Here is a 25,428-nt window from a genome sequence, read left to right on the forward strand (position 1 = left end):
CCGCCCCGCCCCGCCCCGCCCCGCCCCGCCCCGGCGATCATGCAGTTGTGGCGGGCGGAATGCCAATATTTGCCCCTTTCGTCAGGCACCACAAGTGCATGATCGACCCGTCCTGCCAGGTGCCGCTGCCTTGCTACGGGCCACGAGTCGGCATTCTTGGGGAGTGCCCGTTCCTACCTCCAAACTGGACACAGTCGTCTCGGCGTCGTACATGATGTTCTGCCTGCACTCCCACGGTGCGAACGCGCAGCGGGATCATTCGGAAGCAGGGCGACTGGCCTTCGCTGACGGAGTCGGGTTCGCCGCCAGCGCCGTCGGGGTGCGTACAGCAACCGAGGTCAGCCGGGCTTTCGTGTCGGTGGAGGCCTGGTCACGGATGCCGTGGATCCTGCCGGAGCAGCGCCCGTTCGACTTCGCCTTCGAGGGGGTCCTGGACTTCCCGGATAACTGTTGGCGCATCCACGAGTCGCACGACCACCCTGTCGTGCGCGGCATCGAACTGCCGTCGGGTGCGGGCCGATACGGCGCGCGGGTGATCGCCTACAACCACAACGAGGTCCTCGACCGGTTCGAGATGGCGCAGGCTGGCACGGAGAAGTTCGCCGCCGCATTGGACAAGATGGGACGGCTCATTCCCGAGGCGGCGGAGCGGTACCAGATCCAGCTGTGGCCGCTAGGGCGGCAGGGTTAGACCCACCGCGGGTACCGCCAAGGCTGCCCTGACCACGAACTACGCCCCCGTCGAGCACCCCGGTCCAGATCAGGAGGCGAAGAGCGCCGCGATCGTGGAGATGATGTAGGCAGGGCGGCGGTACAGGTCCAGGTCGGTGAAGTAACGCATGCGCCAGCCATGGGCGGCGAGCCAGTTCATGCGGGAGCGGTCGTGGCGGAGGCGCTCACGGTCGAGGTGCGAACTCCCGTCGTACTCGATGCCGATGCGACGCTTCCGATAGCCGAGGTCCAGCCGGTAGAGGCAGATGCCGTCTTCGTCCCGCACCCACAGTTGGGGATCCGGAGCGGGCAATCCGCCGTCGACCAGCAGGAGCCGGAGCTGACTCTCCTGGCGGCATTCCGCCCTGGGGTCCGCGAGGTCGATCAACTGTCGCGCCTGGCACACGGCTCGGAGCCGGGCATGCCGCGTCACCTCGGCCCGGAGTTGGTCAGGCCGACAGGCACCCACGCGCAGGCACCGATCGAGCAGCGGCAGGGCGTTCATCCGATGCAGCGACCTGGCCAGATCGACAGCGCATCGGGCCGCAGGCGCGCAAGGTACCCCTTCCAGCAGAACCGGCTCCTGGACCGGCAGCACGGACTCGTGCGTCACGACGCCCCGGATACGAGGTACGACGAGCCCGGCCGGCACGATCACGTGGACGTCGTCGCTGGTCTCGGCTCCGAAGCCGTGCAGCCGGGCGCCGGTCTGAAAGCCGACCACGACCCCGTTCGGCAGCCTCCTGAAGATCGCCGTCAGTTGCTGGCCTCGGTCGACCGTTGGACCGTAGACGCCCCTCGACAGCCGGTGGATACGCCCCGTGTCGACGCTCCGTCTCACCTGCGCCCGACTCAGCCCCACGGAGATCAGCTCCGGATACCGGTACAGCCCCTCTGCCATGACAAGTCACCCTGCCGAGCGCGCCCCACTCGCACCACCCGCCCTGATGCCCCCTGTGGACAACGCCCCCTCTGTGGAAAACCCCCACCTCACCCCTGGTGCGTGCTAGCCCGAGCGGCCCCGGCTCCACGACCGACGTGACGGCAACGCCACTCGCCCCTCGTACGGCGGGCTGCACGCGCACACAGCTCCGTCGATCATGCACTTGTGGTGACCAGAACGCCCGCATTCACACCTTTCGCGGGGCACCACAACTGCATGATCGACCGCGCGGGGCAGGGCGGGCGGGGCGGGGCGGGCGGGGCGGGGGTTATGGGGTTCTTTTGGGTCGGCGCGTTCGTAGGGTGGCGGGGAGCACCAGGAGCAGCGCGAGCAGGAACATGGCGGTGCCGATGACGTTGACCTGCGGCGGGATGCCCCGCTGGGCGGCGCCCCAGACGTACATGGGGAACGTGACGGTGGTGCCGGCGTTGAAGTTCGTGACGATGAAGTCGTCGAAGGAGAGCGAGAACGCGAGCAGCGCGGCGGCCACGATGCCGGGCAGCGCCAGCGGCAGGGTGACCCGCCGGAAGGTCTGCCACTCGCTCGCGTAGAGGTCCATGGCGGCCTCCTCCAGCCGGGGGTCCATCCCGGCCAGCCGCGCCCTGACGGTGACCACCACGAACGACAGGCAGAACATGACGTGCGCGACGACGACGGTCCAGAAGCCCTGCGGCACCCCGGCGGAGACGAAGAGGGCCAGCAGCGAGGTGCCCATCACCAGTTCGGGGGTGGCCATCGGCAGGAAGATCAGCACGTCGATCGCGGAACGGCCACGGAACCGGTGCCGCGCCAGCGCGAACGCCATCAGGGTGCCGAGCACCGTGGCGACCACGGTCGCGATGAAGCCGATCTGGACGCTGCGCACCACCGCGTCGCACATGTCGGAGGTGGCGCACGGGTTGCGCCAGTTGTCGAGGGTGAACTCGTCGAAGTCGTACGACAGGCGGCTGGAGGGGCGGTTGAAGGAGAGCGCGGCGACCACGGCGATCGGCAGGAGAAGATAGCCGAGCACCAGCAGCGCCACGCCCACCATCCAACGATCGGCCAGCCAGCGGAAGATCCGCGCACTCACGGTGCCAACCTCTCGCTCGCGACTGCGGGGCTCCGCTGCGCTGCACTCCTCGCGCTCACAGGACCTTCTCCGGGCCGGTCCGGCGCAGGTAGCCGAAGACCACCGCGAGGATCGCCGCCATCAGCAGGAACGACAGCGCCGCGCCCTGCGGGTGGTCCAGCCGGACCAGGAACGCCGAGTCGATGACGTTGCCGATCATGTACTCGTTGGGGGTGCCGAGCAGTTCGGCGTTGATGTAGTCGCCGCTGGCCGGGATGAAGAACAGCAGCGTGCCGGCGACCAGGCCGGGCGCGGACAGCGGCAGGGTGACCCGGCGGAAGGTCCGCAGCGGGCCGGCGTAGAGGTCGCCGGCCGCCTCCAGCAGCCGGGGGTCGAGCCGCTCCAGGCTCGCGTAGAGGGGCAGCACCAGGAAGGGCAGGAAGTTGTACGTCAGGCCGAGCACCACCGCGACGGGGGTGGCCAGCAGCCGGCCGTCGGGGGCGAGCAGGTGCACGTCGCGTAGCAGCCCGACGAGCCAGCCGTTGTCCGACAGGATGGTCTTCCACGCCAGCGTGCGCACCAGGAAGCTGGTGAACATCGGCGCGACCACGCAGACCAGCAGCAGGTTCTTCCACCGGCCGGCCTTGCGGGCGATGGCGTACGCGAGCGGGTAGCCGGCCAGCAGCGCCAGCACCAGCGCGGCGCCCGCGTAGCCGAAGGACCGCCCGAACTGCGGCCAGTACGCGGCGAGCGCGTCCGGGTAGTTGCCGAAGGCCCACGTCATGGCGTACCCGGTGGCGAGCGAGCCGGCGGGGTCGTAGAGGCTGGCGGCGGCGAGTTGGAGCAGCGGCACCGCGAAGAAGACGAGCAGCCACGCCGCCGCCGGCAGCAGCAGCAGGTACGGCAGGAGCCGGTGCCGCCCGGGCGGGCGGGGTGGCCCGGGTGCCGACGGCTGGGCGGCACCGGTGGGCGGGCGCGCGGGGGCGCTCACGAGGGTGCGCCGACCGGCTCGTCCCGCGCCGGCGCGCTCCGGTCCTGCCCACCGGCTTCCCGGGGCAGCAGGAAGGCGTGCCGTGGCTCCCAGTACGCCGCCGCCTCCGCGCCCACCGGCAGCGGACGGGCGGCGCCGCTGTTGGCCACGAACGCGGTCAGCTCGCCGCCCCAGCCGGTGCGCAGCAGGTACTGGGTGCTCACCCCCACGTAGGAGGCGTCGGTGACGATCCCGGTGACGTGCTGGCATCCGGCGGGGACCTGGTCGACGGAGTCGACCAGGTGCAGCTTCTCCGGGCGTACGCCCAGGTGGACCGGCCCCCGGTCGACCCGGGCCCGGCCGGCGGGCACCGAGAAGCGACGGCCGTGCGCCGACACCGCCACCTCGTCCCCGGTCGCGCCGGCCGCCTCGCCGGCGAGCAGGTTGGACTGGCCGAGGAAGTTCGCCACGAACGCCGTGGCCGGGTACTCGTAGAGGTCGGCGGGGGCACCGAGCTGCTCGATCCGCCCGGCGTTCAGCACCGCGACGGTGTCGGCCATCGTCATGGCCTCCTCCTGGTCGTGGGTGACGTGCACGAACGTGAGGCCGACCTCGGTCTGGATCCGCTTGAGTTCGAGCTGCATCCGCCGGCGCAGCTTCAGGTCGAGCGCGCCGAGCGGCTCGTCCAGCAGCAGCACCTGCGGGCGGTTGACGAGGGCGCGGGCCAGCGCGACCCGCTGCTGCTGCCCGCCGGACAGCTCGGCGGGCCGGCGGTGGCCGTGGTCGTCGAGCTGCACCAGCGCGAGCATGCCCATGACCTCGTCGTCGACGGAGCGGATGCCCCGCCGGCGCAGGCCGAACGCCACGTTCTCGAAGACGTCCAGGTGCGGGAAGAGCGCGTAGCTCTGGAAGACGGTGTTCACCGGCCGCTTGTACGGGCGCAGCCGGGTGACGTCCCGTTCGCCCAGCAGCACCTGCCCGCCGGTCGGCTCCTCCAGGCCGGCGATCATCCGCAGCGTGGTGGTCTTGCCGCAGCCGGACGGGCCGAGCAGGGCGAAGAACGAGCCCTGCGGGACGGTCAGGCTGAGGTCGTCCACCGCGGTGACGCCGCCGAACCGCTTGGTGAGGTGCGCCAGCCGCAGGTCGCCGGCCGGGGTCCCATGTCCCGCAGTCGTGGCACCCATCCCGCTCACGCCCCGATGACCCGCTGGAACTTGCTCTCGTACTCGCGTTCCTGCTTCTCGTCCAGCGCCATGAAGACCGCCGTCCTGGCGAGCATGGCGGCGTCGGGGAAGATGAGCGGGTGGGCGGCCAGCGCCGGGTCGATCTTCTCCATCTCGGCCTGCGCCCCCTGGACGGGGCAGATGTAGTTGACGTACGCCGCGAGCCGGGCGGCGACCGCCGGCTGGTAGTAGTAGTCGACGAGTTGCTCGGCGTTGCCCTTGTGGGTGGCCCTGTTCGGCACCAGCATGTTGTCCGACCAGAGCATCGCCCCGGACTCGGGCACCACGAATTTGATCTTGTCGTCTTCGAAGCCGAGCTGGATGGCGTCGCCGGACCAGCCGATGCAGGCCGCGATGTCGCCCTTGGCGAGTGCCGGCGCGTAGTCGTTGCCGGTGAACCGACGGATCTGGCCCGAGTCGACGGCCTTCTTCAGCTTGGCGAGCGCTTCGTCGAACTGGGCGTTGCTGAAGTACGCCGGATCGTGGCCGTTCGACTGGAGCAGCAGGCCCATGGTGTCGCTCATCTCGGCCAGCGCGGTCACCCTGCCCTTGAGGTCGGGGCGGATGAGCAGCTCGTCGACCGTACGGATCTCCTTGGTGACCCGGCCGTTGTAGGCGAGACCGGCCAGGCCGGACTGCCACGGGACGGCGAGGTGGTCGGAGGGGTCGAAGGAGCGGTTGCGCAGCGAGGGCAGCAGGTTGGCCTGGACGTTGGGCAGCTTCGACTTGTCCAGCTTCTGGATCCAGCCGAGCCGGATCATCCGCGCCGCCAGCCAGTCGCTGAGGACCATGATGTCCCGCCCGGTGGGCTGGCACCCCGCGAGCTGGTGCTGCACCTTGCCGAAGAACTCCCTGTTGTCGTTGATGTCCTCGGTGTAGGTGACCCGGATGCCGCTCTTGGCGACGAACGCGTCCAGGGTGGGCCGCTTGGCGGTGTCGGCGTCGTCCACGTCCATGTACTGCGGCCAGTTGGAGAACGTCAGCGTCTTCTCGGTGCCGGACAGGTCCTCGCTGACGCAGCCGGCCTCCGTCTGGGTGGCGGCCCTGGTGCCGCAGCCGGCCAGGGAGCCGCCCGCCGCCAGCAGTGCCGCCGAGCCGAGGGCGCCGGTCAGCAGCCCACGCCGGGTGAGGGGCCGGAGGGGAGTTCGCATGTGACGACTCCTCTGGGTCATCGTCGGCGGGCAGGTGGGAGTGGCGCGCCGACGGGACGTCAGGTGCGGTGAACGACAGATAGTGGCATGGGCCGACGGCGACGACGGACGGCGGGTATCAGCGTGCGCGAAGGGCGATGACGCGACCACATCCTGCTCGACCACGGGAGCGATGCGGATCGTCGCGGGAGCGGTGCGGACCGTCGCGGTGACGGCCCTGTCCCGCCAGTGCGGCGTCCGTCTGCCTCCCGCTGCGGCAGGCGTACGCCTGGGGCACCGCCCCGATCAGCCGGCGCGCCCGTGCCGGCCGGCGGACCCGACGAACGCCCGCCAGGCGTCCGGCGCGAAGGTGAGCACGCCCCCGGCGCGGTCCTTGCTGTCCCGCACGAGCACCCGACCGGGCAGGTTGTCGGCCACCTCGACGCAGTTTCCACCGTTGTTGCTGCTGCGGGTCGCGGTGCGCCAGCGGGCGTCGGTCATGTCCATGTCGTCGCCACTTCCCCGATCAGCTCGATCGACTGCCGTCGCGGCAGCGCCTCACCCGCGACGCTCTCCCATCTCGTGCCCAGGCTAGCAACGTCGGCACTCTCGGTCACCACCTGACCGCGAAGCTGGTTGTCCACATAGGCCGTCTCAGCACCGTCGGGGAGGCGAATGAGGGCGAACGGCCCGGCGAGCCCCGTGTGCCACGGCGTCCCGGCGGGGATCACCCGCACCTGCACGTGCTCCTGCGCGGCGATTGCCAGCAGGTGGGCCAGCTGCCCGGCCATCACCGCCCGCTCCCCCACCCGCCGGCGCAGCACCACCTCGTCGATCACGGCGACGAGCTGGGGCGGGGCGTCCCGGGCCAGGATCGCCTGCCGGGCCAGCCGGCCGCCCACGATCTCGTCCACCTCGGCCGCCGGGAGCAGGCCGCCGGTCGCCAGCACCGCGCGGGCGTACCCCTCGGTCTGGAGCAGGCCCGGCACCAGCGATGGTTCGTAGGACCTGATCGAGACGGCGTCCTGCTCCAGCTCGGCCCACGGCCGGAACCACGGCAGGTCACGGCGGCGGAACGGCTCGGGCCACAGCTCGGCGGCGTCGCGCCCGAGGACCTCGGCGACGGCGATCCGGGTCCTGGGGTGCGGGATCCGCCCCGAGGCGAGCCACCGCCCCGCCGTCTTCGGGTCGACGCCCACCTTCTCCGCCAGCGACTCGGCGGTCTCGCCGTTCTCGGCCATCGCCACCCGAAGTACCTCGTTCACCATCCGACCTCCCGCGCCCGCGATCACACTGGGGCGCACGGTAGCCACGCAGCGTGCCCTTGTCGTGGCGCTGCCGGCGTGTCGCGGCGGGATCTGTTTCGCGCATCCGAGGTGGCCGACGACCGCCCGGAAAAGGCCCTGGACATGCCTGCGCGGCTGCACACGGAACGGGTGGGGCGCAACGGTCCGGTCCCTGCCGCCCGCACCTCGGCCGGCAGGCGGCCGAGTCAGCGCGGACGCCTCGGCGCCCCGCGACCTCGGCCGGAGCGGCGGGTCAGTGGTTCGGGGGGATGACGCGGAGGTGGCCCCGGCGGCCCGTCTGGGGGGTCGAGTTGACGGTCTGGTCGTCCTCGGGCGGGCGCGGAGCCACCGGGCGGGCGGCCTCGCGGACGGCCTCGGCGAGGGCGACCAGATCGTCGGTGGTGGGCGGCGGGGGCTCGAACTCGCCCTCGTGCCGGACCACGTCCCAGCCGCGCGGCGCCGTCAGGCTCCGGGCGTGCGGTTCACAGAGGTCGTACGTGTGCGGCTCGGCGAACGCCGCCAGGGGGCCGACCACCGCTGTCGACTCGTTGTAGACATAGGTCAGCGTGGCGACCGCTTGCCGGGGGCAGCCGTTACGGGAGCAGCGCCGTGGTGACCTCACGGCGGCAGGGTATCTCCATTACCGGGTCCGGCGCACTGCTTCGCGTTGCGACACGCCCGTCACGGTGATCACAATTCGGCCGGTTGCGCGCCGGCCGGCCGCCGGGCGGGCGAGCGCCACCCCGCGGATGCCGACCGCGCCGCGCCGCGCCAGCGGCGCTGCCGCAGGCCAGGTCGGTGCGGGCGCTAACCTTTCCTCATGACGAGCCCGGAACACCGCCGCCCCGGCCCCGGCCGGCGCGCCCACCGCGACCGGCACGGGCGCGGCCTGCGCGGGCGGCTGGTGCCGGCGACGGTGCCGTTGGCGCGGACGAAGGCGGAGATCTTCGACGACCTGGTGCTGGACACGGTCGAGACCCTCGAACGGCGGTTCGCCAAGGAACTGGCCGGGGTCGAGTTCGCTGTGGAGGACGTTCCGCCGGACCTCAACGTCTACGACTCCGATGTGCTGGAGGACGGCGAGGTGCCGCTCGCCCGGCTGCTGCCGGGTCGCCCCGGCCGGCAGGAGGTGCCCCCGCGGATCGTGCTCTACCGCCGGCCGTTGGAGTTCCGTGCGATGGACCGCGAGGACCTCGCGGATCTCGTGCACGACGTGATCATCGAACAGGTGGCCAATCTGCTCGGGATGGACCCCGACGAGTTGGCCTGAGCCGGGCGGCCCCCACCGCCCCGGCCCGGCAAGGCTCAGGCGACCCGCCGCTTGAGCTTGCGCCGCTCCCGCTCGGAGAGCCCGCCCCAGATCCCGAACCGCTCGTCGTGGCCGAGAGCGTATTCGAGGCATTCCGTCTTCACCTCGCAGCGCGAGCAGATCCGCTTCGCCTCGCGGGTCGAGCCGCCCTTCTCGGGAAAGAACGCCTCCGGATCGGTCTGGGAGCAAAGCGCCCGCTCCTGCCACTCCGGCGCGTTTCCGAGCAGGTCGGCCACCTCAAGCTGGCCGTCCATCAGATGCCTCCTTGTCGCGCACCGGCGTCATCGCCGCTGCAACCCCCCACGCGGAAGGCGTGCTTGTCCGTACGGTCCCGATTTGTTGCGTTCCGTGCGAACAACCCCATTCAAATTACACGCGTGTAATGCGTGCGCCGTCAAGCTGAACTTGATAATGGAGTCGTCCTCCCGACAACACTCCGGACGGCCACCCGACCACCCGGCCCCGCAACCTGCCCTATCGATTCAGACCCCGGCCGAGTAACGCCCTCTCCGGCGAGTTGCCCGAGTTTTCTCCCGTGGCGCCTCCCCGCCGACCCGACTGGGAAGGCCGATGAGGACCCTCGGAAGTGACCAACCATGATTCGTTGATCTTGGTGGGGCACAGGTTAACCCGAGTTGGCCCGGACCGCCCGTCGAGCCGGGAACGTCGACGGCGCCGAGCCCACGATGTGGACGCGGCACGGCGGGGCGACCGCGTATCCCGGATCGCGGCGGGCCACCGACACGCTGCTGTGCCGGACGGATCCGGCCGTCCCTCCACTTGCGACAGAAATCCCGCCCACCGATGGCCGCTCGTCCCACCAGGCGGTACAGGCGAGGCGGACGAGTCAGGCCGGTGGCGTGCCGCGCGACGTCCGCTATGGACGAGCGCTGCCGTACGCCGTCGTGCGCCTGCGGGCCGGCCGTCCGGCGGCCGTCGCGATGGCGATCAACTGCTCCTCGGTACGGGCCGAGCCGTTGCCGGAGCCGGCCATCCGGGAGATCGTCTCCTCCATCAGCGTGCCGCCCAGGTCGTTGCAGCCGCCCCGCAGCATCGCCGCCGTGCCCTCGTCGCCGAGCTTCACCCACGAGCACTGGATGTTGTCGATCCGGCCGTGCAGCAGCAGCCGGGCCATCGCGTGCACGACCCGGTTCTCGCGCCACGTCGGCCCCGGGCGGGCGATGCCGGCCAGGTAGATCGGCGCGTTCGTGTGCACGAACGGCAGCGCCACGAACTCGGTGAACCCACCCGTACGGTCCTGCAACCCGGCCAGCACCCGGAAGTGCGCGAGCCACTGGGCGGGGTGGTCCACGTGGCCGTACATCATGGTCGAGCTGGACCGGATGCCCAGCTCGTGGGCCGTGCCGACCACGTCGACCCAGGCGGCGGCCGGCAGTTTGCCCTTGGTGAGCACCCAGCGCACGTCGTCGTCGAGGATCTCGGCGGCGGTGCCCGGGATGGTGTCCAGCCCCGCCTCGCGCAGCCCGGTCAGCCACTCCCGCACGGACACACCGGCCTTCGCGGCGGCGGTGACGATCTCCATCGGCGAGAACGCGTGCACGTGCATCCCCGGCACCCGCGCCTTGATGGCCCGGACCAGGTCGGCGTAGACGGTCACCGGCAGCTTCGGGTCGATCCCGCCCTGGAGACAGACCTCGCTGGCACCGGCCGCCCACGCCTCCTCGGCCCGGTCGGCGACCTGGTCCACCGAGAGCCGGTACGCGTCGGCGTCACGCTCGCGTTGGGCGAAGGCGCAGAACCGGCAGCCGACGTAGCAGACGTTACTGAAGTTGATGTTGCGGTTGACCACGTACGTCACGTCGTCGCCGACGGCCGCCCGGCGGACGTCGTCGGCGAGCCGGCACAGCTCGTCGAGCGCCGGTCCGTCGGCGGCGAACAGCGCCAGCGCGGCGTCGGCGTGCCGGGGCTCCAGCAGCGCCGCCGGGTCGTCGGCCGCGAGCCGCAACCCCGCCCGCAGGTCGCCGTCGGTCCCGCCCCCGGCCCCGGCGGTGACCTTGCCGGCCACCTCGGACCAGTCGCCGTAGACGTGGTCGAAGTCGCCGCGCCGGTCACCGGTGCGCCCGGTGGTGTCGATGGTGGCGTGCAGGTCGGTCCGGCCGCCGTACATCTCGTCGGGCTCCTGCCAGGGCCGGCCCACCGGTCGGGCCGCCTCGACGGCCAGCCCGGTCGCCGGGTCGGCCAGCGCGCCGACGTGCGGCAGCAGGCGCGGGTCCAGCCACGGGTCGCCGGCCCGCACGTACTCGGGGTAGATCGTCAGCCGCTCGCGCAGGGTGAAGCCGGACTTCTCCGTGTGCCGGGCCAGCTCGTCGATCTGCGGCCAGGGGCGCTCCGGGTTGACGTGGTCCGGAGTCAGCGGGGACACCCCGCCCCAGTCGTCGATGCCGGCGCGCAGCAGCAGGTCGTACTCGCCCGCGATGAGGTTCGGCGGGGCCTGGATCCGGGCCTTCGGCCCGAGCAGCACCCGGGCCACCGCCACCGTGGCGGCCAGGTCGTGCAGCTCCGCGTCGGGCATCCCGCGCATCGCCGTGTCCGGCTTCGCGCGGAAGTTCTGCACGATCACCTCCTGGAGGTGGCCGTACTCGCGGTGCGCCCGGCGGATCGCGAAGATCGCGTCGACCCGCTCGGCCGGGGTCTCGCCGATGCCGATCAGGATGCCGGTGGTGAACGGCACGCCGACCCGGCCCGCGTCGTCGAGCACCCGCAGCCGTACCGCCGGCTCCTTGTCCGGGGAGCCGAAGTGCGGGCCGCCCGGCTCCGACCAGAGCCGCGTCGCCGTGGTCTCCAGCATCATCCCCATGCTGGGCGCGACGGGCTTGAGCCGCTGCAACTCCGACCAGGAGAGCACGCCCGGGTTCAGGTGCGGCAGCAGCCCGGTCTCCTCCAGCACCGCCACCGCGCAGGCGCGCAGGTAGTCCAGGGTGGAGTCGTAGCCGCGCTCGTCCAGCCACTGCCGGGCCGCCGGCCAGCGTTCCTCCGGCCGGTCGCCGAGCGTGAACAGGGCCTCCTTGCAGCCCTGCGCCGCGCCCGCCCGGGCGATGGCGAGGACCTCGTCCCGGTCGAGGAAGGCCGCCGGCAGCCGGTGCGGCACGGTCGCGAAGGTGCAGTAGTGGCACCGGTCCCGGCACAGCCGGGTGAGAGGAATGAAGACCTTCTTCGAGTACGTGACCACGCCCGGCCGCCCGGCCTCGCGCAGGCCGGCGTCGCGCACGGCGCCCGCCACGTCGAGCAGTTCGTCCAGCGCCCCGCCCCGGGCGGCCAGCAGCGCGGTGGCCTCGTCGACGTCGAGCGCCCGCCCGCTCGCGGCCCGGTGCAGTGCCCGCCGCACGCTCGCATCGGTCGGGCCGGGCACGGTGCGATCAACCATCCGCCCAGCCTAGGCGCTCATCCGCCCCGTCCCACCTCACCCACCCGGCCCACACGGTGACCCAGCGCACCTCATCCCCCGCGCCGGTCCCTCGGCACCCGCTCCCCGCCGCGCCCCCGGGACAGCTCCCGGGCGCGCCTCCGGGACGACTCCCGGGCGGCCTACGGCGCGACTCCGGGGCGGCCTTCGGCGCGGCTCCGGGGCGTTGATCAAGAGGTTTTGGCCCCAGGGAGCGCCTTTGCAGGCCAGAACCTCTTGATCGACACGGCCTTGGGGGCGCGGTGGAGCGGGGCAGTTGGGGTGGGACGGCGAGCGCCCCGCACGGGAGCCGTGCGGGGCGCTCGGGTGGGGCGGGATCGCGGTCAGCGCGGGGCGTCGGGGCTCTCGCCGGGGTTGATGCGCTGGGTCCGGTCGGTCTCGTCGGCGGCGGGACGCGGAATCGCCTGGGTGGGCTCCGCCGGCTCGACGGGCTGGCGCGGGATCGCCTGGGTGGGGTCGGCCGAGGGCGGCTGGCCGAACGGCGGGGCGCTCTGCGGCTGGCCGAACGGGGGCGCGGACTGCGGGGCCGGGGGCGCCGACTGCGGGGCCGGGGCGAACGGCGAGCCCGGCTGCGGGCCGCCGGCGTACGGCGCGGGCTGCTGACCGTACGGGGCGCCGTAGGGGCCCGGCGCCTGCCAGCCGCCCTGCTGGCCGGGGACCTGCTGACCCGGGACCTGCTGGCCGGGGACCTGCTGACCGGGGACCTGCTGGCCCGGGGCGGGGTAGCCGCCCTGCTGCTGGGGCCAGCCGGGCTGCGGCTGGCCGTACACGCCGGGCTGCGGCTTCGGCTTCGGCACGTAGTAGAGGGTGCGCCAGACCTTGAACACGACGTACGCGGCGACGGCGAACAGCGCCAGCCAGGCCACGCGGCTCAGCAGGCCCAGGAAGGCGTCGAGGATCTCGCCCTCGGCCAGCCGGTCGACCGTCCAGAAGAGGAAGGTCAGCCCGCCGAACAGCGCGCTGACGGCGTACTCGCCCAGGGCGACCTGGGTGATCAGCTTCGCCTTCGGCACCGGGGGCTTCACGTGCGTGGCGAGCAGCACGGCCAGCAGCGGCAGGAACACCGACTCCACGCCGACGAAGGCGAAGAAGGCGCTGCCCGCCCGCCCGCCGATCGTGCTGTACTCGGTCGGCGTCACCAGCCGGATCAGGCCGACGAAGAGGAACACGGCGTTCGCGCCGAGGAGCACGAACGCGGCGAGTTCACGCAGCGGCTTGGTCAGTTGGCTGGCCTGCGTCGCGTCGGTGGACGCGGGCTCGGCGGGGCTGGTCACGGGATCCCCCTCGGGGCGAATGCGGACAGTTGCCGACGTGAGCCTAGTCTCCCGGCCCACACGCGGACCGGAGGCGGCCCGTGCGCGAGGATGGCGGCATGCGCATCGTGGTTCTGACGGGCGGCATCGGAGGTGCTCGCTTCCTGGTCGGCGTACGGGCGTACGCCCGCGAGGTCGGCGCCGAGGTGACCGCCGTCGTCAACGTCGGCGACGATCTTCTCCTGCACGGGCTCAAGGTCTGCCCCGACCTGGACAGCGTGATGTACACGCTGGGTGGCGGCGCGGATCCGGAGCGGGGCTGGGGGCGCGTCGGCGAGAGCTGGACGGTCAAGCAGGAACTGGCCGCGTACGGCGCCGAGCCGAGCTGGTTCGGGCTCGGCGACAGGGACATCGCCACCCACCTGGTGCGGACCACGATGGTCAACGCCGGCTACCCGCTGCACGCCGTCACCGAGGCGCTCGCCGCCCGCTGGCAGCCCGGCGTACGCATGCTGCCGGCGACCGACGACCGGCTGGAGACGCACGTGGTGGTGGACCTCGACGGCGGCCAGCGGGCGATCCACTTCCAGGAGTGGTGGGTACGCCACCGCGGCGACGTCCCCACCCACCGGTTCGTCTTCGTCGGCGCGGAGGCCGCCCGCCCGGCGCCCGGCGTGCTGGAGGCCGTCGCCGGGGCCGACGTGGTGCTGATCGCGCCGAGCAACCCGGTCGTGAGCGTCGCCCCGATCCTGGCCGTGCCCGGGCTGCGCGAGGCGGTCGCCGACGGCCCCGCGCCGGTGGTCGGCGTGTCGCCGATCATCGGCGGCGCGCCGGTGCGTGGCATGGCCGACCGCTGCCTGGCGGTGCTCGGGGTGGAGTGCAGCGCCGCCGGCGTGGGCCGGCTCTACGGCGGCCGGTCGGCCGGCGGGCTGCTCGACGGCTGGCTGGTCGCCGAGGAGGACGCCGGAACGGTGGTGCCGGAGGTGACGGTCCGCGCGGCACCGCTGCGGATGACCGACGAGGCGGCGACGGCGGCCATGGTCCGCGCCGCGCTGGAGCTGACGTGAGGCTTGAGATCCTGCCGGTGCCGGGCATCGGCCACGTGTCCGAGGGCGACGACCTGGCGGCCCTGATCGCCACCGCCGCGCCCTGGCTGCGCGACGGCGACGTGCTGGTGGTGACCAGCAAGATCGTCTCGAAGGCGGAGGGGCGCCTCGTCGACGTCCCGGCGGACGGGCCCGAGCGGCTCGCCGCGCGGGACGAGGTGCTGGCCGCCGAGACGGCGCGGGTGGTGGCCACCCGGGGCGCGACCCGGATCGTGCAGACCCACCACGGCTTCGTGATGGCGTCGGCGGGCATCGACGCCTCGAACGTCGACAAGACCCGGCTGGTGCTGCTCCCCGAGGACCCGGACGCCTCGGCCCGGGCCCTGCGCGCCGCCCTGCGCGAGCGCCACGGCGTGGACGTCGCGGTGATCGTCAGCGACACGATGGGCCGGCCCTGGCGCAACGGGCTCACCGACGTGGCGCTCGGCGTCGCCGGGATGGACGCGATCCGCGACCACCGGGGCGAGGTCGACCCGTACGGCAACGAGCTCCAGCTCACCCAGATGGCGGTGGTGGACGAGCTGGCCGGCGCAGGCGAGCTGATCAAGGGCAAGTGTGACCAGATGCCCGTCGCGGTGGTGCGCGGCTACCTCACCGCGCCCCGGCCCGACGACGGCGTCGGCGCGTCGGCGCTGGTCCGGGACGCGTCGATGGACCTCTTCTCGCTGGGCACCGCCGAGGCGAGGGCCGCCGGGCTGGCCGCCGCCGCCACCCTGGCGGACGGCCTCAACCCGACCCCGCCCGCCCCGGAGGCCGTACGCCGGGCGATCGGCACGGTCGCGGGCGTGGTCGCGCCCGGCACGGTCTTCAGCCTGGTCCCCGACGAGGAGGCCCGCGCCGGGCTGACCTCCCGGGTGCCCGGCTGGCCGGCGGAGGCGACGACGTTGGTGCTCGGATCCCCGGCCACCCCGGCCGGCCCGGTCGACCTGGTCCGCTTCGGCGCCGACCTGCAACGCCTCCGCGCCGCCCTGGCGGCCGAGGGCGTCGCCTCCCTGCTACTCCCCCCGCCCCCGGGCACCACCGCCAGCGCCGCGCTCGCCCTCTGACGGCACCCGGGCGGAGTCACCAGCCGCCCCCGCCCGGGACTGGCTGACGGCACCGGGCGCTCAGGAGTTGAGCATCGCCCGCCCCAACGGGGTCAGGGTGTGCAGGACGGTGTTGCGGTCACGCTGGCTCACCAGGAGGCCGGCGTTGCGCAGCACGGTGGTGTGCTGGCTCGCGGCGGCGGCCGAGATGTTCAGCCGGCGGGCCACCTCGCCGGTGGTGCAGCCGTCGTCGCTGGCCGCCAGCACGGCGGCCCGGGTCCGGCCGAGCAGTGCGGCCAGCGCCTCCCGACCCGGATCCGACGCACCGGGGCCGCCACCCTCGCCGGGGGCCGGCAGCAGGCCGCCGAGCCGGTCCACCGGATAGACGAGGACCGGGGGCAGCGCCGGATCGAGCAGGGCGACCGGCGTGGCCGCGCAGAAGAACGACGGCACCAGCAGCAGGCCGCGCCCGCCCAGGTGCAGCTCCCGGCTGTGCGGGTAGTCGCGGATCTCCAGCATGCCGGCCTCCCAGCGCATGGCGGGCCGCATGCTGGCCAGCAGCCCTTCCACCCCGCCGTCGAGCAGGGCGCGGGCCCGCCGGGACCGGTCGGCCTCCACCGCGGCCTGGATCCGGGTCCAGTACGGGTCGATCGCCAGGCCCCGGTAACGCTCCATCGCGCCGGTCAGACCGCGCAGGATGTCCGGCTCCCCCCGGGCCAGCGCCCCGGCGCCGACGGGCAGGGCGCTGTTGGCGGCGAGCAGCGCCAGGTCGCGTTGCAGCAGGGCCGTGGGGGTGCTGCGGACCGCCTCCATGCCGGCGTCGAACCCCGACACGCTGTCGTACGGGGTGAGGAAGTCGGGGAAGTAGCCGCGGGGCGGGTTGAGCGTCAGCAGGAGGCGCAGTCCCGCCGAGTCACTGACCTCGCGCAGCCCCCGCGTGACGCTACGCCGCCAGCCCGCCAGCAGCGGATCCCGGCCACGGCCGGGCAGCAGGTGCAGGCTGAGAACCAGCTCCCACACCGGATCCGCCGCCGGAGCCACCCGGGTCCGGAGGATATCCTCGGCGGAAAAGTAGATCTTCAGCATGGACGGCTCCCGCGTCGCCCGGCAGAGGGGATGCCTGGCAACCGTTTGCACTGTACCTGGCCGGCACTTATCTCCGTCTTTAAGCGTGGACTGAAAGACCTCGACGCCTCCGGGGGCCGTTCGGCATGCTCTCACTGCCCGTACACGGGGGCGGGCACGTCACCCGGCGCGCCTGGAACCGGGCACCCGGGGGACGGGGAGAGACCGGCGACCGGGCGGCACCACGAGGGTCTGCGGCCGTGTTCCGCGGAGGTGTCGTCCGGCCGCCGGTCCACCTCAACTCAGGCGACCCAGAGCGCCACCCGATGGTCCTCGTCGGTGACGTAGAAGCTCTGCCCGTCCCACTCGGCCACTCCCTCCACGTGGTGGAACGGCGCCAGGTCGGCCACCAGCTCGCCGGGGACCAGGTGCTCGTCGCCGGGTGCGGGAAACCGCACGTGCCGGGAGGTGACCTCGCCGCCGGCCGGATGGTCGTCGAGCAGCACCGAGCCCTTGCCCAGCGCGTCGATCGACCCGACGATGGCCGCGTAGCCGCCGTCGTCCGTGGGCGTGATCGCCCGGAAGCCGGCCAGCGCGCCGGGCGGCGTCACCCCCGTCAGGACGTACGCCCCCGCCGCCCGCGGCCAGTTCGGCGCCGGGTCGAACATCTCCGGCACACCGGTCAGCTCGACCAGGATCGGCTCGCCGTCGGCGGTGACCGGGAACCGCAGTCCGAGCAGGACCCCGCCGGCCGGCGTGAAGGCCGCCGCCTCCACGTTCAGCGGCAGGTCGTCGGGGACGAGCCGGCTGACCCAGCCCTTCGACCGGGCGGCGCCCCGGGCGACGGTCTCCCCGATGAACCGGGCCCGCACCCGCTCGCCCGGCGGCAGCGGGGTGAACGCCGCCGCGAGCAGGGCGTCGTTGACCGCCCGGTGCAGCCGGAACCGGTTGCGCACCACCTGCACCGGCAGGGGGCCCGCCGCCGCGTCGTCCTCGCGGAACCGGGCCACGAAGGCGCGTCGCGGGCGCAGCGGTCCCGCCTTGGAACCGAAGTGGGACCCGAAGACGTACACCCAGCCGTCGTGGTGGGCGAGCGCCTCGCCGTCCTCCGTGCGGCCGTTCTCGGCGCCGGCGTCGGCGGCCACGTGGTGGGCGACCCAGCGGCCGTCGTCCAGCTCCAGCAGCAGGGCCAGGCAGTGCTCCACCGGCCCCTCGTCGAGCACGGTCCAGAAGCCCCGCCGGGCACCGTGCGCCCGCAGCAGCGGCACGGAGCGCACCGGCAGCAGGTCGCTGGCCTCGTTGCCGGCCACGACGAACTCCAACAGTCGCAGGGTCACCGGGCCAGGGTACGAAGCGTCGGCTCGTACAGTGTCGACATGGTCGACTCCCCCACCGCCGCCTCCCGACCGTCGTCGGACGCGGAGCCGCACCCGGCCGCGCCCGCCGAGCCGGACGAGGCGCGGCACGCCGAGGTGTACGCGGCGCTGCACGCCGACGCCGTCGCGACGCTGAGCCGGTGGGAGCCGACCGGCCCGGCCGCCGCCGAGGCCCGCGACCGTACGGTCGCGCTGCTGGCCGCCGGGCCGGTGGCGATGAGCCGGGCGCACCGGCCGGGGCACGTCACGGCGAGCGCGCTGGTGCTCGACGCCACCGGGTCGCGGGTGCTGCTCTGCCTGCACGGCAAGTTCCGGCGGTGGGTGCAGCTCGGCGGCCACTGCGAGCCGGCCGACCGGACCCTCGCCGCCGCCGCCCTGCGCGAGGCCGGCGAGGAGTCCGGCATCGTCGGCCTGCGGATCGACCCCGTCCCGATCGACGTCGACATCCACCCGGTGAGCTGCCAGGGCGGCTCGCTGCACCACGACGTGCGCTTCGCCGTGCTCGCCCCGCCCGGGGCCGTGGAGCGGGTCAGCGAGGAGTCCGAGGCGCTGGGGTGGTTCCCGCCGGACCGGCTGCCGGAGCCGCTGGCCGGCGGGACGGCGCACCTGGTCGCCCCGGCCCTGGCGACGCTCAGACGAGCCCCTCTTCGCCCCGTTCCTTGAGCTCGTCGACGACCTTCTTCACGTCCTGCGCCCGGTCGCGGGGGCAGACCAGCAGCGCGTCCGGGGTGTCGACGATGACCAGGTCGCGCACGCCGATGGCGGCCACCAGCCGCCCGGAGTGGGGCACCACCACCAGTCCGGCGCTGTCCCGCAGCAGCACCCCCGGCTTGGCGTCGGCACCGAGCACCACGTTGCCGTCCGCGTCGGCGGGCAGCACCTCGCCCAGGGTGTGGAAGTCGCCGACGTCGTTCCAGCCGAAGTCGCCCGGCACGGTCGCCACCCGGCCGGCCGTCGCCGCGCCCTCCATCACCGCGTAGTCGACGGAGATCTTCGGCAGCGTCGGCCAGACCGTGCCGAGCACGTCGTCCTGCTCCTCGGTGCCCCACGCCTCGGCGATCGCGACGATCCCGGCGTGCAGGGCGGGCTGCTGGCGGGCCAGCTCGGCGAGGAACACGTCGACCCGCCAGACGAACATGCTGGCGTTCCAGAGGTGCCGCCCGGAGCGGAGGTACGCCTCGGCCACCTCGGCGCTCGGCTTCTCCTTGAACTCGGCCACCGGCCGCAGCGGGCCACCGTCGACCGGGTCGCCGGTCTGGAGGTAGCCGTAGCCGGTCTCGGCCCGCGTCGGGGTGATGCCGACCGTCATCAGCAGGCCCTGCTCGGCGCCGCGTACCGCCTCCCGGACGACCTCCCGCCAGCGCTCCGGGTCACCGATCAGGTGGTCCGCGGCGAAGGAGCCCATCACCGCCTCCGGGTCGCGCCGCGCGATGACCGCGGCGGCCAGGGCGATCGCCGCGCACGAGTCCCGGGGCGAGGGCTCGACCAGGATGTTCTCCTCCGGCAGCCCGGCGAGCTGGCGCGCCACCGCCGTCACGTGCGCGGTCCCGGTGACCACCAGGGTGCGTTCGGCGGTGGTCAGCGGACCCAGCCGGTCCACCGTCGCCTGGAGCAGCGAGGCGGCGGAGCCGGTCAGCGGGTGGAGGAACTTGGGATGGCCGGCGCGGGACAGTGGCCACAATCTCGTGCCACTGCCACCCGCCGGGATCACGGCGTAGATCACCCGCACATCATGCCCGATTCGCCTGACCGGGGACGCCTTCTCGCGCCGCCGGCCACGGCGGTCAGGCCCGGGCCCGGCTCCAGGCGGCGATGTGCACCTCGGCGCTGGACTCCCAGGTGAACTCCTTGGCCCGGTCGAAACCGGCCTTCGCCAGGGACAACCGCCGCTGCTCGTCGTCGAGCAACGCGGCCAGGTCCGTGGCGATCTGGTCGGGCGCCTCGCTGGTGTACGCGACCGCGTCGCCGCCCACCTCCGGCAGCGACAGCCGGGGCGTGGTGAGCACCGGGGCGGCGCACGCCATCGCCTCCAGGATCGGCAGGCCGAAACCCTCCCCGTAGGACGGGTAGGCGGCCACCAGCGCCCCGCCGAGGAAGCCGGGCAGGTCCGCGTAGCGGAGATAGCCGGGGCGGAGCAGCCGCAGGTGCGACGGGACCTCCGCCACCGCACGGTCGATGTCGTCGTCGTGCCCTTGGCCGCCGGCGATCACCAGGGCCGGCGGATCCGCCCGCTCGGCCACCGCGCGGGCCCAGCCGCGGATCAGGTTCGGCACGTTCTTGCGCGGCTCCTTGGCCCCGAGGAAGGCCACGTAGTTGGTGCCGCCGAGCCCCAGCCGGGCCCGGACCCGGGCCTTCTCCTCGTCGCTGGGCGCGTGGAAGGCCGCGTGGTCGACGCCGTGGTAGGCCACGTCGATCCGGGTGGGGTCCGCGTCGAGCAGCCGGATCAGCTCGTCGCGGGTGGCCTTGCTCGGCACGATCACCCGGTTGGCGCGGCGCAGCGACGTCTTGATCGCGCTGCGGAAGAAGGTGCGCCGCGACTTGTCGTAGTGCTCCGGCTCGGTGAAGAACGTCGCGTCGTGCACGGTCACCGTGACGGGGCAGCCGGCGCGCAGCGGGCAGGTGTAGAAGGGCGAGTGCAGCACCTGCGCGCCCACCTGCTGGGCGAGCAGCGGCAGGCCGGTCTGCTCCCAGGCGAGCCGGGCGGGGCGGTGCGCGACGGCCGCCGGGGCCGGGACGATCTCCGCACCGGGCAGCATCCGGGTGTAGCGCTCCAGGTCGGTACGCAGGCAGACGACGGCCAACTCCACCCCCGATCCGCACACCTTGCCGAGGGCACCGAGCAGGCCGTCGACGTATCGACCGACACCACCACGGTCGACGGGGACACTCGTGGCGTCGATGAGCACGCGGGGCGGGCGGCCGGCGGTCACGGGGCGACTCCTTGAACTGATGGAACTGTGGGGAACAACACTCCGGCAAGCCTACGCCGGAGCCCGGCGCCGACGCTGACTGCGACCCGACGGTACGCCGACTTCTCGCTGTCATCGAGTACGGCCACCGGGGGCGTATCGTTCGCGCCGATGGCCGACAACATTGCCCGGGTCTTCGCCGACGCGATCGCGACCGACCCGACCCGACCGCTGCTGACCTGGTACGACGACGCCACAGGCGAACGGACCGAGCTCTCCGGTGCCACGCTGGCGAACTGGGTGGCCAAGACGGCCAACCTGCTCGTCGACGAGGTGGCCGTGGGCCCCGGCGACGTCGCCGGGGTGTTGCTGCCCCCGCACTGGCAGACCGCCGCGGTGCTGCTCGGCTGCTGGTCGGCCGGGCTGACCGTCGCCGACACGCCGGGCGACGTGGACGTGCTCTTCACCGCCGCGACCCGGGTGGCCGAGGCGGACGCCTGGTCGGCGGGCGAGCGGTACGTCCTCGCCCTCGACCCGTTCGCCCTGCCGATGCGCCAGGTGCCACCCGGCTTCGCCGACTACGTGTCGGAGGTACGCGCCCACGGCGACCACTTCAGCCCGTACGCCCCCGGCGGCCCGGGCGAGGCGGCGCTGCTGGGCCGCGCGACCGCCCGCGCCACGGAACTGGGCATCGCGTCCGGCGACCGGGTCCTGATCGACACGGGGAAGTATCCCGATCCGGTGGACTGGCTGCTCGCCCCGCTGACCGCCACCGCCACCACGGTCCTCTGCGCCAACCTGGACCCGTCCACCCTCCCCACCCGCACCACGACGGAACGGGTGACCCACCCCCTCCCCTGACGCCCCACCCCATCTCGGCGTCGATCATGGAGTTGTGGTGGACGGAAGGTGCCGTTACGCCCCTTTTGCGGGGCACCACAACTGCATGATCGACGCGCCGGCGCGATGACGCGCGCTCCGCACTGCGACCCGGCGCAGCGACGCGCACCGGGGCAGCGACGCGCGGGCCGGGGCGGGGGCGGGGTGGAACAGGGTGAGGTGGGAGGGGTGCAGTGGGAGGGGTGCGGGTCAGGGGCGGGGGGTGCGGGTCCGGGCGAGGGTGGCGAAGGCCGTGAGGGACTCCGGGTTGGCCAGGGCACCCCGGGCCGCCGCTGAATCCACCGGGGTGCCCGTGAGGATCTTCTTCACCGGGACCTCCAGCTTCTTCGCCGACAGGGTGCGCGGCACGGCCCACACCTGGTGGATCTCGTCCGGGACGTGCCGGGGCGACAGGGCCGTACGCAGCTCGCGGCAGATCTTCTTCCGCATCGCGTCGTCCAGCTCCAAGCCCTCGGCGAGCACCACGAACAGCAGCAGCTCACCGGCGCCGCCCTCGTCGTCCTCCAGGTGCACCACCACCGAGTCGACGACCTCGTCGAGCCCCTCGACCACCGAGTAGAACTCGGCGGTGCCGAGCCGCACGCCGCCCCGGTTGAGGGTGGCGTCGGAGCGGCCCGTGATCACGCAGCCGCCCCGGTCGTTGATGGTGATCCAGTCACCGTGCCGCCAGACGCCCGGGTAGAGGTCGAAGTACGCCTCCCGGTAGCGGGTGCCGTCCGCGTCGTTCCAGAAGCCGACCGGCATGCTCGGCATCGGCTCGGTGATCACCAGCTCGCCCAGCTCGCCGACGACCGGCGTGCCGTCGGCCGAACGGGCCTCCACCTTGGCGCCGAGCGCCCGGCAGGTGATCTCACCGGCGTGCACCGCCAGCAGGGGCACGCCGCCGACGAAACCGGTGCAGACGTCCGTGCCGCCGGAGAGCGACTGGAGTTGGAGGTCGTCGCCGACCGTCTCGTACACCCAGGTGAAGCCCTCGGCGGGCAGCGGCGCGCCGGTCGAGCCGACCCCACGCAGCGCGGAGAGGTCGGCGGTCTCCTTCGGCACCAGCCCGGCCTTGCGGCAGGCCAGCAGGAACGGCGCGGACGTGCCGAAGTACGTGGTGCCGGTCTCCCCGGCCAGCCGCCACAGGGCGCCCAGGTCGGGGTGGCCCGGGTTGCCGTCGAAGAGCACGATCGCCGCACCCACCGCCGGCCCGGAGACCAGGAAGTTCCACATCATCCAGCCGGTGGTGGTGAACCAGAAGAACCGGTCCGCCGGGCCCAGGTCGTGGTGCAGGGCGAGCATCTTCAGGTGCTCCAGCAGGATGCCGCCGTGGCCGTGCACGATCGGCTTCGGCAGCCCCGTGGTGCCGGAGGAGTAGAGCACGTAGAGCGGGTGGTCGAAGGGGACCGGGGTGAAGGTCAGCGGCTCGTCGGTGTCGGCGGCCAGCTCCGACCAGGCCAGCGCGCCCTCGAACGCGCCCGCCGGCCGGTCCGGAGCGCCGCCGGACGGCGCGGTGGCCGGATCCCCGGCCGGGTCGAGGTAGGCGATGCCGACGGTGTGCTTCACCGACGGCAGGGCGGCCCGGATCGCGGCCACCTCGCCGCGCCGGTCGACCGGCTTGTCGCCGTAGCGGTAGCCGTCCACCGCGACGAGCACCTTCGGCTCGATCTGCTGCCACCGGTCGGTGACGCTGCGGGTGCCGAACTCCGGCGCGCAGGAGGAGAAGATCGCGCCCAGGCTGCTGGTGGCGAGCAGCAGCACGTACGTCTCGGGGATGTTGGGCGCGTAGGCGGCGACCCGGTCGCCGGCGGTGACGCCGAGCCGGCGCAGCCCGGCGGCCACCCGGCGGACCTGTTCGCGCAGTTCGGCGGCGGTGAGGGTGACCGGCGCCCGGGTCTGGCCGTGCGCGATGACCACCGGGTCGTCGTCGGCCAGGCCCGGCATCCGCAGCACGTTCTCGGCGTAGTTGAGGGTGGCGCCGGGGAACCACCTGGTCCCGGGCATCCCCCGGCCGCTCAGCGTGGCGGTCGGCGGGGTGTGCGCGACCACCTCGAAGTGGTCCCAGACCGACCGCCAGAACGCGTCCAGGTCCGTGACCGACCAGCGCCACAGCTCGTCGTAGTCGGCGAAGTCCAGCCCCCGGTGCTCGCGCAGCCAGCGCAGGTAGCTTCCGATCCGGGACCGCTCGCGTACGTCCGCCGGCGGCGTCCACAGCACGTCACCCACAGCTCAACCTCCCCTGGCCCCGCACGACACTGTGAAATGGGCCGTGGCGCCATCTTGCCCTACCTCAGAGCGCCATTCTCCGCACCCGACCTCCGTCGGCGCACGTGCGGAACCCACATGCCCTACCGCCCTGCTGTGTGTGCCGCGTTAGGAAGGGCACCTTCCTAGCGCTTTTTGTAGAGGAAGGTGCCCTTCCTTACACCCGGTCAGCCGGCGCGGTGGGCCTGGATGGCGCGACGGCGGGCCAGCCGGTGGGCGCGGCGGATCTCCGCCTCCCGGAACCGGCGCTCGTCCTCCGGGCCCTCCGGCAGCACCGGCCGGACCGCCCGCGGGGCGCCGCCGAGGTCGACCCCCACGAAGACCAGGTACGCCGTGGCCACCCGCACCGGCTCGTCCTCGGCCGAGTCCCACCGCTCGGCCACCACCCGGACGCCGACCTCCATCGAGGTCTGCCCCGTCCAGTTCACCTGGGCGTGCGCGTGCAGCAGGTCACCGACCCGGACCGCCTCGGTGAAGACGATCTCGTCGATGGCCGCGGTGACCGCCGTGCCGCCGCTGTGCCGGGCCGCGGCGGCCCCCGCCACGTCGTCGATGAACTTCATCAGCACCCCGCCGTGCACGGTGCCGTAGAGGTTGACGTCGACCGCGGTCATGATCCGGCTCAGGGTGACCCGGGAGTAGGAGGTCGGCTTGCCGGCCGGCGCGGTGGAGGGGTGCTCGGTCATGTCGGAAACGGTACGGTGCGCGGATGCGACATCTCTGGAGCTTCCTCGCGGGGTTGGTGGTGGCGCCCGTCACGTGGGTGCTGGTCACCCTCGGGCAGGACGGGTCGGCGGGCACCGTCGACCGTTGGGTCGAGATCGGCACGTCGAACTCGGCCAATCTCATCGAGCCCGCCGTCTACCTCGCCGTCGGCGGGGTCCTGCTCGGCCTGCTCGGCACGCTGCGCACGTCACCGCTCGGCCCGCTCGTGGCCGGGCTGCTGCTCGCCACCCCGTACGTGGCGATGTTCGTCGCGCCCTTCGAGGTGCGGGACCGCATCCCGGACGGCTGGAAGGTCTTCGGCGACCCCCTGCCGCTGCACCAGCCGGTGGAGAACGGCACGCTCTTCCTGATCGGCCTGCTGCTGGTCGTGGCCACCTTCAGCGGGCAGCGCTGGCGGCGGTGGCCCCGGCCGGCGGTCGAGCCGACGCCGGCGCCAGCCGAGGGCCCGGAGCGCAACGACTTCACCCTGACCGACTGGCCGCCGGCGGAGTCGACCGACCGGGACACCGCCCCGCCGAGCCTCGGCTACCCGGACCCGACGCCGACGGAGCCGCTGCCGCGCCGCACCGGCGGGGGTTCGCCGTGGTCGGCGCCGCCGCGCACCGGCAACCGGCCGGAAGAGGACACGACGACCGAGATCCGGTGACGCCCCGGCCGGGACACGGGCGGGCCGGGAGCCGGGTGAGGACACGGCCGGGCCGGGAGCCGGGAAGGACACCGGCGGGCCGGGAGCCGGGTGGGGATGCGGGCGGGCCGGACGACCGGCCCGCCCGC

The 25,428-nt window shown here is 73.4% G+C and carries 24 protein-coding genes; 7 read left to right on the forward strand and 17 right to left on the reverse strand.

Annotated features, from left to right (window positions below):
- Nucleotides 1–163: 163 nt before the first annotated feature.
- On the forward strand, nt 164–691 hold the full coding sequence (locus RM555_RS26595) for a hypothetical protein (protein ID WP_311414308.1): 528 nt from the start codon (nt 164–166) through the stop codon (nt 689–691).
- Nucleotides 692–760: 69 nt separating this feature from the next.
- On the opposite strand, the gene RM555_RS26600 is transcribed toward RM555_RS26595, so the two are convergent.
- From RM555_RS26600 to RM555_RS26635, 8 genes are all read right to left on the reverse strand, one after another.
- Nucleotides 761–1,612 (reverse strand): type IV toxin-antitoxin system AbiEi family antitoxin domain-containing protein, encoded by an 852-nt coding sequence (locus RM555_RS26600; protein WP_311414309.1) that lies wholly within the window; start codon nt 1,610–1,612, stop codon nt 761–763.
- A 310-nt stretch (nt 1,613–1,922) separates the two neighbouring features.
- Complete coding sequence (locus RM555_RS26605) at nt 1,923–2,726, reverse strand: ABC transporter permease (RefSeq protein ID WP_311414310.1); 804 nt, start codon at nt 2,724–2,726, stop codon at nt 1,923–1,925.
- Between the two features lie 55 nt (nt 2,727–2,781).
- Nucleotides 2,782–3,696 carry an ABC transporter permease gene (locus RM555_RS26610; RefSeq protein WP_311414311.1) on the reverse strand — a complete coding sequence of 305 codons (915 nt, stop codon included), beginning with the start codon at nt 3,694–3,696 and terminating at the stop codon, nt 2,782–2,784.
- Nucleotides 3,693–4,859: an ABC transporter ATP-binding protein gene (locus tag RM555_RS26615; protein WP_311414312.1), complete on the reverse strand. Its 1,167-nt coding sequence runs from the start codon at nt 4,857–4,859 to the stop codon at nt 3,693–3,695. The genes RM555_RS26610 and RM555_RS26615 overlap by 4 nt, the downstream gene beginning before the upstream one ends.
- Nucleotides 4,860–4,864: 5 nt before the next feature.
- Nucleotides 4,865–6,049, reverse strand: coding sequence for a polyamine ABC transporter substrate-binding protein (locus RM555_RS26620; protein ID WP_311414313.1), 1,185 nt, complete (start codon nt 6,047–6,049; stop codon nt 4,865–4,867).
- Nucleotides 6,050–6,334: 285 nt separating this feature from the next.
- Complete coding sequence (locus RM555_RS26625) at nt 6,335–6,535, reverse strand: DUF397 domain-containing protein (RefSeq protein ID WP_311414314.1); 201 nt, start codon at nt 6,533–6,535, stop codon at nt 6,335–6,337.
- On the reverse strand, nt 6,526–7,293 hold the full coding sequence (locus RM555_RS26630; RefSeq protein WP_311414315.1) for a helix-turn-helix domain-containing protein: 768 nt from the start codon (nt 7,291–7,293) through the stop codon (nt 6,526–6,528). The genes RM555_RS26625 and RM555_RS26630 overlap by 10 nt, the downstream gene beginning before the upstream one ends.
- A gap of 274 nt (nt 7,294–7,567) precedes the next feature.
- Nucleotides 7,568–7,936, reverse strand: coding sequence for a DUF3499 domain-containing protein (locus RM555_RS26635; protein WP_132233538.1), 369 nt, complete (start codon nt 7,934–7,936; stop codon nt 7,568–7,570).
- A 198-nt stretch (nt 7,937–8,134) separates the two neighbouring features.
- Between RM555_RS26635 and RM555_RS26640 the strand changes: the two genes are divergently transcribed.
- Nucleotides 8,135–8,584 carry a metallopeptidase family protein gene (locus tag RM555_RS26640; RefSeq protein WP_311414316.1) on the forward strand — a complete coding sequence of 150 codons (450 nt, stop codon included), beginning with the start codon at nt 8,135–8,137 and terminating at the stop codon, nt 8,582–8,584.
- A 35-nt stretch (nt 8,585–8,619) separates the two neighbouring features.
- On the opposite strand, the gene RM555_RS26645 is transcribed toward RM555_RS26640, so the two are convergent.
- From RM555_RS26645 to RM555_RS26655, 3 genes are all read right to left on the reverse strand, one after another.
- On the reverse strand, nt 8,620–8,877 hold the full coding sequence (locus RM555_RS26645) for a WhiB family transcriptional regulator (RefSeq protein WP_088980572.1): 258 nt from the start codon (nt 8,875–8,877) through the stop codon (nt 8,620–8,622).
- Nucleotides 8,878–9,500: 623 nt separating this feature from the next.
- Nucleotides 9,501–12,008 carry a bifunctional FO biosynthesis protein CofGH gene (locus RM555_RS26650; RefSeq protein ID WP_311414317.1) on the reverse strand — a complete coding sequence of 836 codons (2,508 nt, stop codon included), beginning with the start codon at nt 12,006–12,008 and terminating at the stop codon, nt 9,501–9,503.
- Between the two features lie 362 nt (nt 12,009–12,370).
- Nucleotides 12,371–13,321 carry a hypothetical protein gene (locus tag RM555_RS26655; RefSeq protein WP_311414318.1) on the reverse strand — a complete coding sequence of 317 codons (951 nt, stop codon included), beginning with the start codon at nt 13,319–13,321 and terminating at the stop codon, nt 12,371–12,373.
- A 98-nt stretch (nt 13,322–13,419) separates the two neighbouring features.
- Here RM555_RS26655 and cofD point away from each other — a divergent pair, with 98 nt between their 5' ends.
- The gene (gene cofD, locus RM555_RS26660; protein WP_311414319.1) at nt 13,420–14,367 is read left to right on the forward strand and encodes a 2-phospho-L-lactate transferase; all 948 of its coding nucleotides are present in this window, start codon (nt 13,420–13,422) and stop codon (nt 14,365–14,367) included.
- Nucleotides 14,364–15,452 (forward strand): coenzyme F420-0:L-glutamate ligase, encoded by a 1,089-nt coding sequence (locus RM555_RS26665; RefSeq protein WP_311414320.1) that lies wholly within the window; start codon nt 14,364–14,366, stop codon nt 15,450–15,452. Before cofD ends, RM555_RS26665 begins: the two co-directional genes overlap by 4 nt.
- 60 nt (nt 15,453–15,512) lie before the next feature.
- On the opposite strand, the gene RM555_RS26670 is transcribed toward RM555_RS26665, so the two are convergent.
- Together RM555_RS26670 and RM555_RS26675 are read right to left on the reverse strand one after the other, a co-directional pair.
- Nucleotides 15,513–16,517, reverse strand: a complete 1,005-nt coding sequence (locus RM555_RS26670) for an ArsR/SmtB family transcription factor (protein WP_311414321.1) — start codon at nt 16,515–16,517, stop codon at nt 15,513–15,515.
- Between the two features lie 281 nt (nt 16,518–16,798).
- Nucleotides 16,799–17,833 (reverse strand): hypothetical protein, encoded by a 1,035-nt coding sequence (locus RM555_RS26675; RefSeq protein ID WP_311414322.1) that lies wholly within the window; start codon nt 17,831–17,833, stop codon nt 16,799–16,801.
- 39 nt (nt 17,834–17,872) lie between these two features.
- Between RM555_RS26675 and RM555_RS26680 the strand changes: the two genes are divergently transcribed.
- A complete protein-coding gene (locus tag RM555_RS26680; RefSeq protein WP_311414323.1) occupies nt 17,873–18,535 on the forward strand; it encodes an NUDIX hydrolase in 663 nt (220 codons plus the stop codon).
- On the opposite strand, the gene RM555_RS26685 is transcribed toward RM555_RS26680, so the two are convergent.
- Nucleotides 18,504–19,595: a mannose-1-phosphate guanylyltransferase gene (locus RM555_RS26685; RefSeq protein WP_311414324.1), complete on the reverse strand. Its 1,092-nt coding sequence runs from the start codon at nt 19,593–19,595 to the stop codon at nt 18,504–18,506. The genes RM555_RS26680 and RM555_RS26685 overlap by 32 nt on opposite strands.
- A gap of 61 nt (nt 19,596–19,656) precedes the next feature.
- Nucleotides 19,657–20,802 (reverse strand): glycosyltransferase family 4 protein, encoded by a 1,146-nt coding sequence (locus tag RM555_RS26690; RefSeq protein WP_311414325.1) that lies wholly within the window; start codon nt 20,800–20,802, stop codon nt 19,657–19,659.
- Between the two features lie 150 nt (nt 20,803–20,952).
- On the opposite strand from RM555_RS26690, the gene RM555_RS26695 reads away from it, so the two are divergent.
- Nucleotides 20,953–21,642: a TIGR03089 family protein gene (locus RM555_RS26695; RefSeq protein ID WP_311414326.1), complete on the forward strand. Its 690-nt coding sequence runs from the start codon at nt 20,953–20,955 to the stop codon at nt 21,640–21,642.
- Between the two features lie 228 nt (nt 21,643–21,870).
- Here the strand turns inward: RM555_RS26695 and RM555_RS26700 are convergent, their stop codons facing one another.
- A complete protein-coding gene (locus RM555_RS26700; protein ID WP_311414327.1) occupies nt 21,871–23,889 on the reverse strand; it encodes an acetoacetate--CoA ligase in 2,019 nt (672 codons plus the stop codon).
- Between the two features lie 206 nt (nt 23,890–24,095).
- Nucleotides 24,096–24,614, reverse strand: coding sequence for an acyl-CoA thioesterase (locus tag RM555_RS26705; RefSeq protein WP_132233514.1), 519 nt, complete (start codon nt 24,612–24,614; stop codon nt 24,096–24,098).
- Between the two features lie 23 nt (nt 24,615–24,637).
- Between RM555_RS26705 and RM555_RS26710 the strand changes: the two genes are divergently transcribed.
- Nucleotides 24,638–25,300: a hypothetical protein gene (locus tag RM555_RS26710; protein ID WP_311414328.1), complete on the forward strand. Its 663-nt coding sequence runs from the start codon at nt 24,638–24,640 to the stop codon at nt 25,298–25,300.
- The last annotated feature ends 128 nt before the right edge of the window (nt 25,301–25,428 follow it).

This window comes from Micromonospora reichwaldensis, from assembly GCF_031845925.1.
Taxonomy (GTDB): Bacteria; Actinomycetota; Actinomycetes; order Mycobacteriales; family Micromonosporaceae; genus Micromonospora; species Micromonospora reichwaldensis.